Annotated in this window: 13 protein-coding genes and 1 pseudogene; 5 read left to right on the plus strand and 9 right to left on the minus strand. The window is 73.7% G+C overall.

All coding sequences use genetic code 11. The features are described 5' to 3' along the window. The first annotated feature begins 22 nt into the window (after window positions 1-22). Window positions 23-1,021, plus strand: a complete 999-nt coding sequence (locus B7C62_04680) for an EamA family transporter (GenBank protein ARF71627.1) — start codon at window positions 23-25, stop codon at window positions 1,019-1,021. On the opposite strand, the gene B7C62_04685 is transcribed toward B7C62_04680, so the two are convergent. Next, window positions 924-2,108, minus strand: a complete 1,185-nt coding sequence (locus B7C62_04685; GenBank protein ARF71628.1) for a type VII secretion-associated serine protease mycosin — start codon at window positions 2,106-2,108, stop codon at window positions 924-926. The genes B7C62_04680 and B7C62_04685 overlap by 98 nt on opposite strands. Continuing rightward, entirely contained in the window at window positions 2,105-2,953 is an 849-nt protein-coding gene (locus tag B7C62_04690) for a hypothetical protein (GenBank protein ARF71629.1), read from the minus strand. Before B7C62_04690 ends, B7C62_04685 begins: the two co-directional genes overlap by 4 nt. A 1,032-nt stretch (window positions 2,954-3,985) precedes the next feature. Between B7C62_04690 and B7C62_04695 the strand changes: the two genes are divergently transcribed. Further along, the gene (locus tag B7C62_04695; GenBank protein ID ARF71630.1) at window positions 3,986-5,188 is read left to right on the plus strand and encodes an alanine racemase; all 1,203 of its coding nucleotides are present in this window, start codon (window positions 3,986-3,988) and stop codon (window positions 5,186-5,188) included. Window positions 5,189-5,210: 22 nt separating this feature from the next. Here the strand turns inward: B7C62_04695 and B7C62_04700 are convergent, their stop codons facing one another. Both B7C62_04700 and B7C62_04705 read right to left on the minus strand, forming a co-directional pair. Next, the gene (locus B7C62_04700; protein ARF71631.1) at window positions 5,211-6,182 is read right to left on the minus strand and encodes a hypothetical protein; all 972 of its coding nucleotides are present in this window, start codon (window positions 6,180-6,182) and stop codon (window positions 5,211-5,213) included. 37 nt (window positions 6,183-6,219) lie between these two features. After that, the gene (locus B7C62_04705; GenBank protein ID ARF71632.1) at window positions 6,220-7,167 is read right to left on the minus strand and encodes a LysR family transcriptional regulator; all 948 of its coding nucleotides are present in this window, start codon (window positions 7,165-7,167) and stop codon (window positions 6,220-6,222) included. Between the two features lie 70 nt (window positions 7,168-7,237). Here B7C62_04705 and B7C62_04710 point away from each other — a divergent pair, with 70 nt between their 5' ends. Further along, the gene (locus B7C62_04710; GenBank protein ID ARF71633.1) at window positions 7,238-8,416 is read left to right on the plus strand and encodes a C4-dicarboxylate ABC transporter; all 1,179 of its coding nucleotides are present in this window, start codon (window positions 7,238-7,240) and stop codon (window positions 8,414-8,416) included. Here B7C62_04710 and B7C62_04715 read toward each other — a convergent pair. From B7C62_04715 to B7C62_04730, 4 genes and pseudogenes are all read right to left on the minus strand, one after another. Then, window positions 8,355-9,065 (minus strand): cobalamin-binding protein, encoded by a 711-nt coding sequence (locus B7C62_04715; protein ARF71634.1) that lies wholly within the window; start codon window positions 9,063-9,065, stop codon window positions 8,355-8,357. The two genes, B7C62_04710 and B7C62_04715, sit on opposite strands and share 62 nt — an antisense overlap. Window positions 9,066-9,076: 11 nt before the next feature. Then, window positions 9,077-9,622, minus strand: coding sequence for a hypothetical protein (locus B7C62_04720; GenBank protein ID ARF71635.1), 546 nt, complete (start codon window positions 9,620-9,622; stop codon window positions 9,077-9,079). 273 nt (window positions 9,623-9,895) lie between these two features. Beyond that, window positions 9,896-11,692 (minus strand): annotated as a pseudogene (locus tag B7C62_04725) (glycine/betaine ABC transporter permease). Further along, window positions 11,685-12,836, minus strand: coding sequence for a glycine/betaine ABC transporter ATP-binding protein (locus tag B7C62_04730; protein ARF71636.1), 1,152 nt, complete (start codon window positions 12,834-12,836; stop codon window positions 11,685-11,687). The pseudogene B7C62_04725 and the gene B7C62_04730 overlap by 8 nt, the downstream one beginning before the upstream one ends. Before the next feature lie 261 nt (window positions 12,837-13,097). Here B7C62_04730 and B7C62_04735 point away from each other — a divergent pair, with 261 nt between their 5' ends. Both B7C62_04735 and B7C62_04740 read left to right on the plus strand, forming a co-directional pair. Next, window positions 13,098-14,006, plus strand: coding sequence for a flap endonuclease (locus tag B7C62_04735; GenBank protein ID ARF76989.1), 909 nt, complete (start codon window positions 13,098-13,100; stop codon window positions 14,004-14,006). Window positions 14,007-14,132: 126 nt separating this feature from the next. After that, window positions 14,133-14,984 carry an NADPH-dependent ferric siderophore reductase gene (locus B7C62_04740; protein ARF71637.1) on the plus strand — a complete coding sequence of 284 codons (852 nt, stop codon included), beginning with the start codon at window positions 14,133-14,135 and terminating at the stop codon, window positions 14,982-14,984. A 93-nt stretch (window positions 14,985-15,077) separates the two neighbouring features. Here the strand turns inward: B7C62_04740 and B7C62_04745 are convergent, their stop codons facing one another. After that, a complete protein-coding gene (locus B7C62_04745) occupies window positions 15,078-15,887 on the minus strand; it encodes a MerR family transcriptional regulator (GenBank protein ID ARF71638.1) in 810 nt (269 codons plus the stop codon). Window positions 15,888-15,975 lie beyond the last annotated feature (88 nt).

A 15,975-nucleotide genomic window follows, 5' to 3' on the forward strand; every position in this document is an offset into this window, starting at 1 on the left:
ATCTGTTTACCGGAGGTGCGGCGTGAACGTCCTTCTCTCGGCCGCCTTCGTGCTGTGCTGGAGCTCCGGGTTCATCGGGGCCAAGCTCGGTGCGGGCAGCGCGTCCGCCGTCACGGTCCTGATGTGGCGGTTCCTGCCGCTGACCGTGGTCCTGATCGCCGTCGCGGTGACCGTCACACGGGCGTCCTGGCGGGGCCTTTCGGCCCGGGACGTGGGGCGGCAGGCCGTGATCGGCGCGCTGTCGCAGAGCGGCTATCTGCTCACCGTCTACTACGCGATCCAGCTCGGCGTCTCCACCGGCACCACGGCTCTGATCGACGGGGTCCAGCCCCTGGTGGCCGGGGCGCTCGCCGGGCCCCTGCTCCATCAGTTCGTCTCGCGGAGGCAGTGGCTGGGCCTGGGCCTGGGGGCGGCCGGTGTGGCCGTGGTGACCCTGGCCGACGCCTCGGCCGGCCCCGGGGTCGCCCGGTGGGCCTACGCGGTGCCGTTCGTCGGGATGCTGGCGCTGGTGGCGGCCACGTTCCTCGAGGGCCGCTCCCCTGCGCGGGTCGCGCCCTCGGTGTCGCTGACCGTCCACTGCGCCACCAGCACCGTCGTCTTCACGGCGCTCGCCGTGGGTACGGGAGCCGCGCGGCCGCCCGCCGAGGCGTCGTTCTGGGTCGCGATCGGCTGGCTGGTCGCGCTGTCCACCTTCGGCGGGTACGGGCTGTACTGGCTGATCCTGAGGCGCTCCGGAGTCACCGCGGTCAATACGCTCATGTTTCTCATGGCCCCGGTCACGGCGGTGTGGGGAGCGCTGATGTTCGATGAACCGTTCGGCCCCCGGACCGCGCTCGGCCTGGCCCTGGGCCTGGCCGCCGTCGTCATCGTGCGGCGCGGTGACCGGTCGTCCGGCGGCGGGCGCGACCGGCCGTGCGGTCCGGTCAGCGTCGGCCGGGGGCGTTCCGGCCCCGCCACAGGACGACGGCCGCCGCCAGCAGGGCCGCGCCGAGGCCGCCCGCCAGCGGGGCGGCCCAGTTGACCGCATCGTCCTCGGCGGGCGGCGGGGTGGGGCCCGGGCCGAAGTACTTCTTGCGGTGGCCCGCCGTGGCCGCCTGGGCGCTCAGCTCGCCGGGGCGCAGCCGGGAGCCCGCCTCGATGGCCTCCGCCGGGTCGACGATGCCGTACCCCCGGGCGTCGTCGCGGCCCTCGGCGGGGGCGTCGCGGGCGGTGTCCGCGAGGAGCTTCTTGATCTGTGCGGGGTCGAGGCCGGGGTGGGCCGCGCGGACCAGGGCGACGGCTCCGGAGACGAAGGCGGCGGCGGCCGAGGTGCCCCACTCGATGTAGTAGTGGCCGTCCGGGTTGGCGACCACGATGTCGACGCCGGGGGCGCTGACGGTGGCGTACCAGCGGCGGGTGGAGAAGGAGGCGTGGGTGCCGTACTCGTCGACGGCGGCGACGGCGATCACACCGGGGTAGGCGGCCGGGTAGGAGATCCGGTCCCCCTTCTCGCCGCCGTTGCCCGCCGACGCGACCACGGAGACGCCCTTGGACAGGGCGTACTGGATGGCGGAGTCCTCGCCCGGGTCCGGGTGGGCGGACTCGCTGTCGTCGCCCAGCGAGAGATTGATGACGTCGGCGCCGTTGTCGGCGGCCCAGCGGATGCCCTTGGCCAGCGCGGTGCCCCGGGTCTTGCGGGCCTCGGCGCGGGCGGGGTCCTTGGACTCCAGGATCACCCGCACGGGAAGGATCTTGACCTCGGGCGCGATGCCGAGGATGCCGTCGGTGCGCCCCGGGCCGTTGCCGCGTCCCGCGATGATCCCGGCCATCGCGGTGCCGTGCAGGGCCCAGGAGGGGTCGCCCTTCGTGGCGCCGAAGCCGACGAGGTCCTTGCCGGGGAGCACCTGGCCCGCGAGGTCGGGGTGGGAGCCGTCGACCCCGGTGTCCAGGACGGCGACGGTGATGCCCGCGCCCTTCGTGGTCTGCCAGGCCCGGTCGGTGTGCAGCGCGGCCAGGGCCCACTGCTGGTCGCGGATGGCGTCCGCGTGGGCGGGGGCGGCGGGGGTGAGCGCGAGGACGGCGGCGGCGCAGACCGCGGCGAGCGCGCGGTGGGGTCGTCGTCGGGTCATTCCGGTGGCTCCGTGAGATCGGTGACGGTCCTGCGCAGCCCCTGCTCCACCCCGTCCGCGACACCCTTCGCCTCGTGGCCGAGCCCGGCCTGGGCGACATCGGTGGTGGCGCCCGCCTCCGTCGCCGCTTCGGCGGGCTGCGGTTCGGCGACCCTCCGCGCGTCGGCGAAGCCGGAGACGGCGAAGACGACGACCGGGAGCTCGGTGAGCGGCCGGACGGTCCAGCTGGCCCGCTGCCGGTCGCCGAACCCGGCGGCGAGGGTGCCCTCGGGGGCGTACGGACGCGGCATCAGGTCCTTGCGCGCGGCGAGCCCCTGCTCGGTGAACCGGGCGCTCAGGGCCTGCATCCCGGGGGCGTCGGCCTCGGTGACGACCATGCCGACGGTGGTGACGCCGGAGCGGGTCGAGTCGGTGTAGGTGGCGCGGACCATCCGCTCGCAGCCGACGGACCGCAGGGTGGTGCGCAGCAGCGGGTCGAGCCCCTTGGAGCAGTCGCTGTCGGCGTCGACGGCCAGCCGGGTCCAGGTCCGGTTCGTCCCGCCGGGACCGGCCCCGGGCCCCTTGAGCGTGCGCGGGAAGAGGGTGTCGACGGGGACGCTGTGCCAGACGGTACGGGCGGTGGTGTACGGGGTCCGGGTGGGCTCGGCGGAGGAATCCCCGGTCAGCCAGGCCCCGGTGACCGCACCACCGATCAGCCCGAGCCCGAGGACGACACAGGCCGCGGCCACGGGCCCCCGCCACCGCTGCCGGGGCGGAACGGGCCGGAGCCGGGTGGTGGTCTCCACGGGCGTCTCGGGATAGCCGTAACGCGCCGGCCCCCGGTAAGCCCCCGGCGCCGACGGCACGGCTCCCGGCGCGGGACCCAGGCCGACGGCCCCCCACGGCCCTGCCCCGGGTGAAAGCGGGGGGGCGGCCCGGGATGTGTGGGGTACGGGTCGGCGGGACGGGACCCGGACGCGCCGGGGGGCGTGGGGGCGGCGGCTCCGGCGGGTGCCGGCGGCGGCGTCATCGAGGTGGCAGCCGCCGCAGGCTTGGGTGCCGTGTCCGGTTGTACGGGTGGGACGCGGGGTGCCTGCGGGGGCGGCGGGGACACCGGGGCGGGAGAGGTGCGCGGGGGCGGCGGGGACGCTGAGGCGGAAGGCCCGGGCGGGGGCACAGGGGCGGAAGAGACACCCGGGGGCTGCGGGGCGCGTGCGCTACCAGGCGCCCGCGCAGGCGACGGAATCGCCTGCGCAACGGGGGCACGCGTAGGCGCAGGAACTCCCGGCACAGAGGAGACCCGCGAAGGCGCGGGAGTCGCCGGAGCCGAAGATGCCTGCGGGGGCACAGGGGCGGAAGGCGCCCCCGGGGGCTGCGGGGCGGAGGAAACGCCCGGGACTTGCGGGGCGCCTGCACCACCAGGCGCCCGCGCGGGCGCGGGAACCGCCGGTGTCCCGGAGGACCGCGGAGGCACGGAGCCCGCCGGAGCCGCAGGGGCCGGTGAAGGCGCGGGAGGCCCCGGAACCTGAGGAGTCCGCGAGGGCGCCGGGACCGAAGGCGTCTGCGACACAGGCGTCGGCGGCACAGGCGTAGGCGTCGGCGACACGGCCGTCTGCGGCGGTGGCACAGGCGTCTGCGGCGGTGCGGAGGGGGTCTGCCTGGGTGGGGTCGTCGGGCGCGGGGGTACAGGAGCGCGTTGCGCTTCGGTACTCATCCGGCCCCCTGGTTCACGTACCCGTACCGACCACGGATCACCGCCACCGCCAGGCGCGTTGGTGCTCGCGTGCCCGTCACTCTACGGGCTGCGGGCGCACGGCGGGGAACGGGACGTCCGGCCTCGGCGGATCTGCCCCGAACGTCCCCTACCCAGGGGTAGCGCTCTCTGGCAAGCTGCGCCCATGACTGCCCGCGCCGCTGACCGGACCCGCTACAACCGGGCCACCGCCCATCTCGACGCCCCGATCGCCATCGTCGATCTGGAGGCGTTCGACGACAACGCCGACGATCTGGTGGCCCGGGCGGGCGGGAAGCCCGTCCGGGTGGCGAGCAAGTCCGTGCGGTGCCGGGCCCTGTTGGAGCGGGTGCTCGCGCGGCCCGGGTTCGCCGGGATCATGTCGTACACGCTGGCGGAGTCGTTGTGGCTGGCGCGCGCCGGGTTCGAGGACGTGCTGCTGGCGTATCCGTCCGCCGACCGGAGCGCCTTCGCCGAGCTGGCGGCCGATCCGAAGCTGGCCGCCGCCGTGACGGTGATGGTGGACGACCACTCCCAGCTGGAGCTGATCGACGCCTCCCGGGCCGGTGGGCAGGAGGAGATCCGGGTCTGCCTGGAGCTGGACACCTCGCTGCGGCTGCTGGGCGGCCGGATCAGGATCGGGGCGCTCCGTTCGCCCCTGCGCTCCCCCGCCCAACTCGCCGAGCTGGCCCGCTCGGTGGCCCGCAGGCCGGGGTTCCGGCTGGTGGGGCTGATGGCGTACGAGGGGCATGTCGCCGGGGTCGGTGACGCGGTCGCCGGACGGCCGCTGCGGTCCCGGGCGATCCGGCTGATGCAGGCCACCGCCCGCAAGGAGCTGGCCGTCCGGCGCGCCGAGGTGGTGCGGGCCGTGCGGGCGGTCGCGCCCGACCTGGAGTTCGTCAACGGCGGCGGCACCGGCAGTGTGCAGCACACGGCGGCCGAGGCCGCGGTGACGGAGATCGCGGCCGGTTCGGGGCTGTACGTGCCGCGCCTCTTCGACAACTACACCTCGTTCACCGCCCGCCCGGCGGCCCTGTTCGCGCAGCCCGTGGTGCGGCGGCCCGGCGTGGGCGTGGTGACGGTGCTCGGTGGCGGGTACCCGGCCTCGGGGGCCGCCGGGGCGGACCGATCCCCGGTTCCGTACCTCCCCGAAGGGCTGCGCTACGACCCGCAGGAGGGCGCGGGCGAGGTCCAGACGCCGCTGCTGGGCTCCCCCGCCGACGATCTGCTGATCGGTGACAAGGTCTGGTTCCGGCACGCCAAGGCCGGTGAGCTGTGCGAGCGGTTCGACGCGCTGCGGCTGATCGAGGGCGACCGGGTCACGGCGACCGTTCCGACGTACCGGGGTGAGGGGAAGACCTTCCTCTGAGCCCTGCCCCCCGGGGCGGGGTTCAGGGGCCGATCGACGCGCCCACCCCGCCGCTCGTCGCGCTGTCCCCGATCGGCCGGATGGACCGGGTGATCGTGTCCATCAGGGAGACCGGCAGCTCCGCGCGGCCCGCGTCGAAGGCGAACCGGACGATCACCGGGGTGCCGCTGCCCACCGTCGACGGGAAGGCCAGCGACTGCACGGTCCCGCCGGGGCCCTTCCCGGTGACGACCTGCCAGCGCACCAGGTGTCCGGTGCGCCCGGCGACGGTCACCGGCTTCGAGGCGAGCACCTTGTGGGACGTGATGCCGCCGTGGGTGCTGCGGCCGAGGTCGTCCTCCCCGTACGCCTTGTCGGCGGCGGTGGTGATGTCGGCCTCGGCGATGGCCTCGGGGTCGCTCTCCCCGGCCCGGGCGGTGCGGGTGGAGACGGTGCCCCGGTAGCAGAAGGACGCGTCGGTGCCGGGGCAGTCGTAGGAGACCGCCGTACGCATGGTGGGCACGGCGTCGGACGCCCTTGTCGACTTCTCCCAGCCGTCCGGCACCGCCAGTGTGATCCCGTTGAGCTGGTCGACAAGCACGGCGGGGTCCTCGTCCGGGTCGCCCGTGGACGGGGAGGGCGAGGGGGTCGCGGAGGCCGTGGCGGGTGCGGTGGGGGCGGGGGTGTCCGTCGCGGCGCCCGGCCCCGGGGCCGCTCCCGTACCGCTGTCGTCGGGGCCCAGCAGGAACACCGCGGTGACGGCCGTGGCGAGGACCAGCGCGCCCGAGAGCGCGATCGCCAGGACCCCCGTGCGGCCGCCGCCCCGGGGAGGTACGGGTGCGGTCGGAGGTCCGAACGTCTGGGGGGCGTACGGCTGTTGCGCGGGCGCGTGCGGTACGTGGTGGGCGGCGGCGGACGCGCGGGTGTGCGCGGTCCACGCCGTGCCGTCCCACCAGCGCTCGGTGCCGGGTGCCCCCGCGTCCGGATACCAGCCGGGCGGCGTCGCGAAGCTCATGGACACACCCTAGGCGGCCACCGGGCGTTCGAAGCGGTTACGGAGCACCCGGCACCCCGTCCCGCCCGGTGCGGGAGAGCAGGTCGCGGGCCGGGCCCGTGGGGCGGTGGCCCGCAGGCCAGACGGCCCGCAGCTGGCGGCGCAGCCGTACGCCCGCGACCGGGATCTTGACCAGGCGGCGGGCGGACAGCTCCTCGCCCAGGGCCAGTTCGCTCAGGACGCAGGGTCCGGCGCCGCTCTCCGCCGCGCCCTTCACGGCGGTCGTGGAGGAGAGCTCCAGCAGCGGCTGGGCGAGCCCGCCGTGGACGGCCAGGGCCGCGTCCAGGACCTGGCGGGTGCCGGAGCCGTGTTCGCGCAGGATCAGCGGGGTGGCAGCAAGTTCACCGGGCAGCAGCGGGGTGCGGCGGCGGGCCCACGGGTGGCCGGGGGCGACCACGACGACGAGGCGGTCGTGGGCGATGACGGTGCCGTCCAGGCCCTCCGGTATCGACAGGCCCTCGACGAACCCCAGGTCGGCCTCGCCGGTGACCAGCCGCCGGGCGACGTCCGCCGAGTTGCCGACGAGGAGCGAGACGGCCGTGTCCGGGCGCTCGGCGCGCAGGGCGATCAGCCAGCCCGGCAGCAGGTACTCGGCGATCGTCATGCTGGCCGCGACCCGCAGCCGGGAGTCCCGGCGGTCGCGGAGCGCCTGCGCCCCCGCGTCGAACGATTCGGCGGCTTCCACGATCCGGCGCGCCCAGTCGGTGACGAGCGCGCCCGCGTCGGTGAGCCGGGAGCCGCGCGGGGAGCGGTCGAGCAGGGCGACGCCGAGCTGCCGTTCCATGGAGCGGATGCGGCTGGAGGCGGCGGGCTGGGTGATGCCGACGTCCCTGGCGGCCCGGCCGAGGCTGCCGTGGCGGGCGACGGCGAGCAGCAGCTCCAGCGCTCCGAGGTCGGGGACCCGGTGGGAGAGGGGGGCGCGGGGGGCGTGGTCGTCGCTGGGCATAAAGCCAGCTTATGACCTCATAGGAACGGAGTCCCTGGTGGGCGGCGGCGGGCGCGCGAAGAATCGTGGCATGGCCATCTTTCCGCAGACCCGAGCCGTCCTGCCGCCCTCCGGCGCCGTCCTCCTCCCCCACCGGACGGACCGTGCACGGCGGCTGCCCGCCCTGCGGCACATCGGCCCGAACTGGTACGCGGCCGTCATGGGCACCGCGATCGTCGCGAGCGCCGGGGCGGCGCTCCCGGTGGACGTGCCCGGGCTGCGCGGCGCGTGCACGGTGGTGTGGGCGCTGTCGGCCGTCCTGCTCGCCGCCGTCCTCGCCGCCCGGGCCGGTCACTGGCTCCACCACCGCGACCAGGCCCGCGCCCACCTCCTGGACCCGGCCGTCGCCCCGTTCTACGGGTGCCTGGCCATGGCGCTGCTCGCGGTGGGCGGGGCCACGCTGACGGTGGGCGCGGATGTCGTCGGCGTACGGGCGGCGCTGGCGGTGGACGTGGTGCTGTTCACCGCGGGGACGGCGGTCGGTCTGGTGGCCGCCGTCGTGGTGCCGTATCTGATGGTCGTACGCCACCGTCCGGCGCCCGGCACCGCGTCGCCGGTCTGGCTGCTGCCGCTGGTCGCCCCGATGGTCTCGGCCTCGCAGGGCGCGCTGCTGGTGCCCCATGTGGCGGCCGGGCAGGGGCGGGAGGCGCTGCTGCTGGCCTGTTACGCGATGTTCGGGCTCTCCCTGCTGGCCACTCTGGTGGTGCTGCCGCTGGTCTTCGCCCGGCTCGTCCACCACGGGCCGCTGCCGCTCGCGCTGACCCCGGCGCTGTTCCTGGTGCTGGGGCCGCTGGGGCAGTCGACGACCGCCGTCAACCAGCTGGCCGACGCGGCTCCGGGGGCGGTGGCGGGCCCCTATGCCTCGGCGTTCGGCGCGTTCGCCGTGCTGTACGGGGTGCCGGTGATGGGCTTCGCGCTGCTGTGGCTGGTCCTGGCCGGGGCGATGGCCATCAGGGCGAGGCGTGACGGTATGGGGTTCGCGATGACGTGGTGGGCGTTCACGTTCCCCGTGGGGACGTGTGTGACGGGGGCGGCCGGACTGGCCCGGCACACCGGTCTGGCGGCCCTGACCTGGCTGGCCGTGGCGCTGTATGTGTTCCTGGTGGCCGCGTGGGCGGTGGCGGGGGCGCGGACCGTGCGCGGAGTGGTCAGCGGAGCGCTGACGGCAGCTCCCGTGCCGCCCGCGCCAGTGACGGCCCGTACCAGGTGAGCAGGCGGCCGTCGACAAGGGCGGCGGGTAGGCCGGGGAACGCCTCGGGCCCGTCGTCGGCGGTGAAGCGGTAGGGCTCGTCGGGCAGCACGACCAGCTCGGCACCGGCCGCGTTCAGCTCGGCCGACGGGATGCGCGGGTAGCGCTCGGCGTGGTCCGCGTACACGTTGCGCACCCCGAGCCGGGCCAGCAGGTCTCCGGCGAAGGTGTCGGAGCCGAGCACCATCCAGGGGCGGCGCCAGATCGGCACGATGGCGGGGCGCGGGCTCGCGGAGGGGGCGGGGAGAGCGGCCCAGGCGGCCTCGGCCTCGTCCAGCCAGCGGGGGCGGGCCAGCCCGCAACCGGTGGTGAGGACCCGGTCCAGCTCGGTGAGGGCCTGGTCCAGGGTGCGGACCTCGGTGACCAGGACGTCGAGCCCGGCCTCCCGGAGGGCGGCGAGGTCGGGGGCCCGGTTCTCCTCCTCGTTGGCGATCACGAGATCGGGCGCGAGGGCGGTGATCGCGGGGACGTCCGGGTTCTTCGTACCGCCGATCCGGGCGGCGGCGAGGCCGGCGGGGTGGGTGCACCAGTCGGTGCCCCCGACGAGCAGCCCGGGGGCGGTGGCGGCGACGGCCTCGGTGAGGGAGGGGACCAGGGAGACGACGCGCATGGGACCTGCTCTCAGCGGCGGGAGTCGTACGTGGCGTCGATGTGCTCGGCGACCGAGACGAGCAGGAGGCGGGTGCCGGGCAGGGTGGCCCGCCAGCGGTGCCGTACGCCGCCGGAGAGGAACAGGGTGTCGCCGCGCTCCAGCCGGTACGCCTGGCCCTCGGCCTCGACCTCGGCGGCGCCCTCGACGACGTACATCAGCTCGTCGTTGCGGTGCTGGAACTCGCGCCCGAGGTCCTGTTCGCCGGTGAACTCCAGGGCGCTGAGCTGGTGGCGCCCGCGCACCACCCGGCGTACGCCGTCGCCCTCCTCCCCCCGTACGACATCGACCGCGCGCGCCGAGTCGGCGGCGGCCCGCAGCCGGGAGGTGGTGGTCTCCAGCGCCTCGGCGACCCGGTCGAGGGAGCGGGCGCTGGGGCGGGCGCGCTCGTTCTCGATCTGGCTGAGGAAGGGCACGGAGAGCCCGCTCCGCTGGGCGACCGCGGCCAGCGTGAGGCCCAGGGTCCGGCGCCGACGGCGAACCGCGGCACCCACGCGCGGTGTGTCCTTGTCGTCCATGTACCGGCTCCCTCCCGCTCCGCTCATCCTCCCGGCTGCCAGCACCTTACGCACATGGTTGCGCGAGACGTCCGGTAAACGGCCCCCGGACAGCCGGAAGGGGTGGGCCCCGCCCGATGGCGGTGCCCACCCCTTCACCTGCGCTTTTCCTGCCGCGGGAGCTCTACGGGGGTGCCGGGGTGTCCGTGATGCCCCGGTTCCCGCTCAGCTCGAAGCAGGCTCGGCATCCTCGGCAGCGGCCTTGTCGGCCTTGGCCGCCTTGTCGGTCTTATCCGCCTTCGGTACCGGGGACCACTTTTCGGTGACGCCCGGGTTGTCCTTCAGCCAGCTGCGGACGGCTTCCTGCTCCTTGCCGGAGCCGGTCTTCTGGATCTGGGCCTCAAGGCTGGTGAGCTGCTTCTCGCTCATCTTGAAGTCCTTGAGCCACTGGGCGACCTCGGGGTGCTCGGCGGTGAAGCCCTTGCGCGCCAGGGTGTGGACACCGTCGCCCTCGCCCCAGAGCCCCTTGGGGTCCGCGAGCTTGGTGAGGTCGTACTCGTTGTACGCCCAGTGCGGCGACCAGAGCGGAACGACGATCGGTTCCTTCTTGGCGTACGCGCGCTTCAGCTCGGCCAGCATGGACGGCGTGGAGCCGTCGATGAGCTTGTACTCCTTGTCCAGGCCGTAGCCCGGCAGGAGCTTGTCCTTGAGGAGGCCCATCTCTCCGGCGCTCGGCTCGATGCCGACGATCCGGCCCTTGAACTCCGAGGCCCGTCCCTTGAGGTCCTCCATCGACCGGACGTCCTTCATGTACGCGGGGACCGTGAGCTCCAGGGAGGTGGGGGCGTACCAGGCGCCCATGTCCTCCAGGCGGTCCTGGTACTTCTCCCAGTAGCTGGCGTGGGTGGTCGGGAGCCAGGAGTCGGTCTGGAAGTCGATCTGCCCGTTGGCCATCCCGGTGTAGAGCGCGCCCGCTTCGTACTGCTTGGCGTCGACCTCGTAGCCGTGCCGCTCCAGCATCTCCTTCCAGAGGAAGGTGGAGGCGATGCCCTCGTCCCACGGGATGTACCCGATGCTGATCTTCTTGCCCTCGCCGATGCGCCCGCTCGCGGTGTTCTTGCCGGAGCCGCCGAAGACGCCCATGCCGCCCGCGACGAGCGCGAGGGCGAGGATGCCTGCGACCGCGACGACGGGCTGCGGGCGGTAGGTCCAGATCTTCCAGCCCTCGGCCGACGCCTGGGCCTTGGCGGCGGCGCGGCGGCCCAGCGGGGAGACCTCGCGGCCGAGTGCGCCGGTCATCCGGTCCAGGTACATGGCCAGGATGACGATGGAGATGCCCGCCTCGAAGCCGAGGCCGACGTCGATGTTGCCGATGGCCCGGTAGACGGAGCCGCCGAGGCCGCCGCCGCCGACCATGCCCGCGATGACGACCATGGACAGGCCCAGCATGATGACCTGGTTGATGCCCGCCATGATCGTGGGCAGCGCGAGCGGCAGCTGCACGCGGAAGAGGGTGTTGCGCGAGGTGGTGCCGAACGCCTCGGCCGCCTCGACGAGTTCGCCGTCGACCTGGCGGATGCCGAGCTCGGTCATCCGGACGCCCGGGGGCAGCGCGAAGATGATGGTGGCGATGATGCCGGGGACCACGCCGACGCCGAAGAAGATGACGCCGGGGATCAGGTAGACCATGGCGGGCATGGTCTGCATGAAGTCCAGGACCGGCCGGACGACGGCGCTGACGGTCCTGGACCGGGAGGCCCAGATGCCGAGCGGTACGGCGATGACCAGGGTGACGAGGGTCGCGACGAGCACCAGGGTGAGGGTGTCCATCGCCTCGGACCACAGCTGGACGGAGTCGATGAGGGCGAATCCGGCGAAGGTGAGCAGTCCGGCGGGCAGACCGCGCAGCCACCAGGCGATGATCGCGACGATGCCCGCGAAGAGGAGCGGGTGCGGGGCGGAGAGGACGGCGGCTATGCCGTCGAACATGCCGCTGACGACGGCGCTGATCGCGTCGAACAGCCAGGCGAGGTGGGTCTGGAGCCAGTCGACGGCGGAGTCGACCCATGCGCCGAGGGGGAGCCTAAACACTGGCCACCTTCTTCACGGCATCGTTGTCGGAGGACGTCGTGTGCGGCGCCCCGGAGTCCTTGAGGGCCTCGGTGGGCGTCATCGGGTCGCCGAGCACGGCGAGCAACCGGGAGCCGGGGACGACGCCCACGAGCTTGCCCTTGGTGTCGGTGACGGCCACCGGGTTCCCGCTCTGCGAGCAGGGGGTGAACAGCTCGATGATCGGCGTGGAGTCCGCGACCGTGGCGGGAGCCGCCGCGAGCACGTCCTGCGGGGTGCGCAGCTCCTTGCCGTCGTCCGTCGTGGAGCCCATGACGGTGTGCGGTTCGGCCATGATGGCGCCCGCGGTGAGCACCCGGGAGCGGTCGACGTCCTGGGTGAAGGAGGCGACGTAGTCGTTGGCCGGGGTGACGAGGATGTCCTCGGCAGTGCCGAGCTGGACGATCCGCCCGTCGCGCATGACGGCGATCCGGTCGCCCAGGCGCATGGCCTCGTTGAGGTCGTGGGTGATGAAGACGATGGTCTTCTTCAGCCGCTTCTGGAGCTCGAGGAGCTGGTCCTGCATGTCGCGCCGGATCAGCGGGTCGAGCGCGCTGAAGGACTCGTCCATGAGGAGCAGGTCGGCGTCGGTGGCGAGCGCGCGGGCGAGGCCGACGCGCTGCTGCATACCGCCGGACAGCTCGTCGGGCCAGGAGTCCTCCCAGCCTGCGAGGCCGGTGAGTTCGAGCGCCTCGGTGGCGCGCCTGATCCGCTCGGAACGGGGTACACCCTGGACCTCGAGGCCGTACGCCGCGTTGTCCAGGACACTGCGGTGAGGGAAGAGCGCGAAGTGCTGGAAGACCATGCTGATCCGGGAGGAGCGCACATGGCGCAGCTCGCGGGGGCTCAGGGCGGTCAGGTCCTGGCCGTCGAAGAGCACGCGTCCGGCGGTGGGTTCGAGCAGCCCGTTGAGCATCCGCAGCAGGGTGGACTTGCCCGAGCCGGACAGTCCCATCACAACGAAGATCTGGCCCGGCTCCACCGTGAAGGAGGCGTCGATCACCGCTGCGGTCGTTCCGTCGGCGCGGAGTTCGTCGCGGTCGGCGCCGTCCTCCAGCTTCCGGACAGCTTGATCGGGTCGTCGGCCGAACACTTTGTACAAGTTTTCGGCTTGCAGCCTTGACACATGCACCTCACGGGTTGAACTGAAAAAACGGTCTGCCACCCCCGCCCGCAGACCGTGGAGCGATGCGGATTCGGCCCGCAGGGCACGCGCACCGGTTGAAAATGCGACGTGGTTCGCTCCGATGCCGCGCCTGCCCGTACTTACGCGGACCAAACGGAAGTGTGTTCCAGGTCACGGCTGGTGTGCCCCTCGGTCACCGGGAGCCATCGGCGGCGACTGTCAGTGGCGTGGGGCATCATCGGTTCCGTGACGCGACGCCTGATGCTCCTCGACACCGCCTCCCTCTATTTCCGCGCCTATTTCGGCGTCCCCGACTCGGTGCGCGCACCGGACGGGACACCGGTCAACGCCGCACGCGGGCTCCTCGACTTCATCGCCCGCCTGGTGCAGGACCACCGGCCGGACGATCTGGTCGCCTGCTGGGACAACGACTGGCGCCCGCAGTGGCGAGTGGACCTGATCCCGACGTACAAGGCGCACCGGGTGGCCGAGGAGACGCCCGCCGGGCAGACCGACGAGGAGGAGATCCCCGACACGCTGTCCCCGCAGGTCCCGATCATCGAGGACGTGCTGGCCGCGCTCGGGATCGCCCGGATCGGCGTCACGCCGTACGAGGCGGACGACGTGATCGGCACGCTCACCGCCCGCGCGACGGGGCCGGTGGACATCGTGACCGGTGACCGCGACCTCTATCAGCTGGTGGACGACGCCCGGCAGGTGCGGGTGCTCTATCCGCTCAAGGGGGTCGGCACCCTCCAGATGACCGACGAGGCGTGGCTCCGCGAGAAGTACGGGGTGGACGGCGCGGGCTATGTGGATCTGGCCCTGCTGCGCGGCGACCCGAGCGACGGGCTCCCGGGCGTGCCCGGCATCGGTGAGAAGACGGCGGCCAAGCTGCTGGACGCCTACGGGGACCTGGCCGGGATCATGGCGGCGGTGGACGACCCGAAGGCGAAGCTCACCCCCTCGCAGCGCAAGCGGCTGGACGAGGCGCGGGACTATGTGGCGGTCGCGCCGAAGGTCGTACGGGTGGCGCGGGACGTGCCGCTGCCCGGCTTCGACCCGGCGCTGCCGCGCGAACCGCGCGACCCGGCCGCGCTGGAAGCGCTTGCGGAGCAGTGGGGGCTGGGCGGAGCGCTCAAGCGGCTTCTCACCACGCTCCAGGCATGAGGTGTTAGCTTAGGTATACCTAAGTCATCGGGGCCGGGGGTGTCCGGACCCGTGCGCCGATACGTGCGCTGCGCGCACCCGTCCACCGACGGGCGCGCCCGTACGTCACAACCCAGGGAGTACCTCGTGGCAGAGCGGCCGGCCCGGCAAGGACCCAAGGCCCAGGGGGCGCAGGTCGTGCGCACCGAGCAGATCACCCCGCACATGGTGCGGGTGGTCCTCGGCGGCGAGGGGCTCGCCGACTTCTCCCTGGACGGCTTCACCGACCACTACATCAAGCTGTGCTTCGCGCCCGAGGGCGCCGACTACGCGCACCCGTTCGACATCCCCGCCATCCGCGAGAGCCACCCGCGCGAGCTGTGGCCCACCACGCGTACGTACACGATCCGCTCGTGGGACCCGGTCGCCCGGGAGATGGCCGTCGACTTCGTGGTCCACGGCGACGAGGGCCTCGCCGGGCCGTGGGCCCAGCGCGCCCGGGTGGGCGAGCAGGTGACCTTCCTCGGCCCCGGCGGCGCCTACGCCCCGCAGGCATCGGCCGGCTGGCACCTGCTGGTCGGTGACGAGAGCGCCCTCCCGGCGATCGCCGCCTCGCTGGAGCAGATGCCCGCGGGCGCCCTGGTGCACGCGTTCGTCGAGGTGCCGGACGCCTCCGAGGAGCAGAAGATCGTGACGCCCGACGGGGTGGCCGTGACCTGGCTGCACCGCGGCGACCGCCCCGTGGGCGAGCTGCTGACCGCCGCCGTGAAGGGGCTGGACTTCCCCGAGGGCGAGGTCCAGGCGTTCGTGCACGGGGAGGCGGGCTTCGTGAAGGAGATCCGCCGCTATCTGCGCGTGGAGCGGCAGATCCCGCTCGCCCAGCTGTCGATCTCCGGCTACTGGCGCCTCGGCCAGAACGACGACGCCTGGCGCGCGGTGAAGCGCGAGTGGAACGAGCAGGTGGAGCGCGAGCAGGAGGGCCCGGCGGCAGCCGCGTAACCTCTCCTCCCGCCCAGGGCCCCGCCCACCGCACTGCCGGTGGGCGGGGTCCGTGCGTCTGCCGGGGCTCCTCATCGCGCAGTCCCGACGGCCTCAGGCCCCGGGCGCCTCCGCACCTCCCGCACGGCCGGGCACATCCGCACCTCCCGCACCGCCGGGCACATCCGCACCCTCCGCACCTCCCGCACCGCCGGGCGCCTCCGCACCGCCGGGCGCACCGCCACCGGCAGGCGCCCCGCCCCGAGGCGTCTCCCCCGCGCTCCCCTCGCCGCCGCCCCGGAGCTCGTACATCCGGAACGAGACGTCCTCATGGGCGAGCCTGCGCAGCGCTCCGAACATGGCCTCGCCCAGGACCGTCCCCACCACCACGCTCTCGACCAGGTCCTCACGGGCCACCCGGCGCTGTACGTAGCCGATGTCGGCGCGGGCCACCGACTCGGCCGCGTCCGCGTAGACGTCCAGCAGGTCCACCAGATCGCCATGACCGATCCGGCGCAGGGCGGCAATCACCTCGGCCAGCGACTCACCCGCCATCGCCTCGTCACCGACCTTCCAGCCGCGCCGCCGCACCAGCTCGGCCACCTCCGCCCTGGCCCGCCCCAGCTCCGGCCCGGCCTCGCCGTCGCCGAGCCGCGGAACGCCCTCCGAGGCCGAGCCCAGCACCTTGATCACCGGCTGCGCGGGGTCGTCGGCGGCCTTCAGGACCTCGCCGATGGCGGCGAGCGAGAGGCCGCCCACCTCCAGCAGGACCCGGATCAGACGCAGGCGCCGCTCATGGCCGGGGCCGTACTCCGCCTGGTTGGGGCTGGTCAACTCCCCGGCGGGCAGAAGCCGTTCCCGTACGTAGTACTTGATCGTCGGTACCGGAACCCCGGACCTGCGACTCAATTCACCGATGCGCACCGCGTGTTCGCCCTTCCGCCCTTGCCAGATCAGATCGCCATCATAGATAGTTCCCCTACCGGATAGCGGTAAGTGCCACTATCCATAC

Origin of the sequence: Kitasatospora albolonga, from assembly GCA_002082585.1 — a bacterium.
Classification (GTDB): domain Bacteria; phylum Actinomycetota; class Actinomycetes; order Streptomycetales; family Streptomycetaceae; genus Streptomyces; species Streptomyces stephensoniae.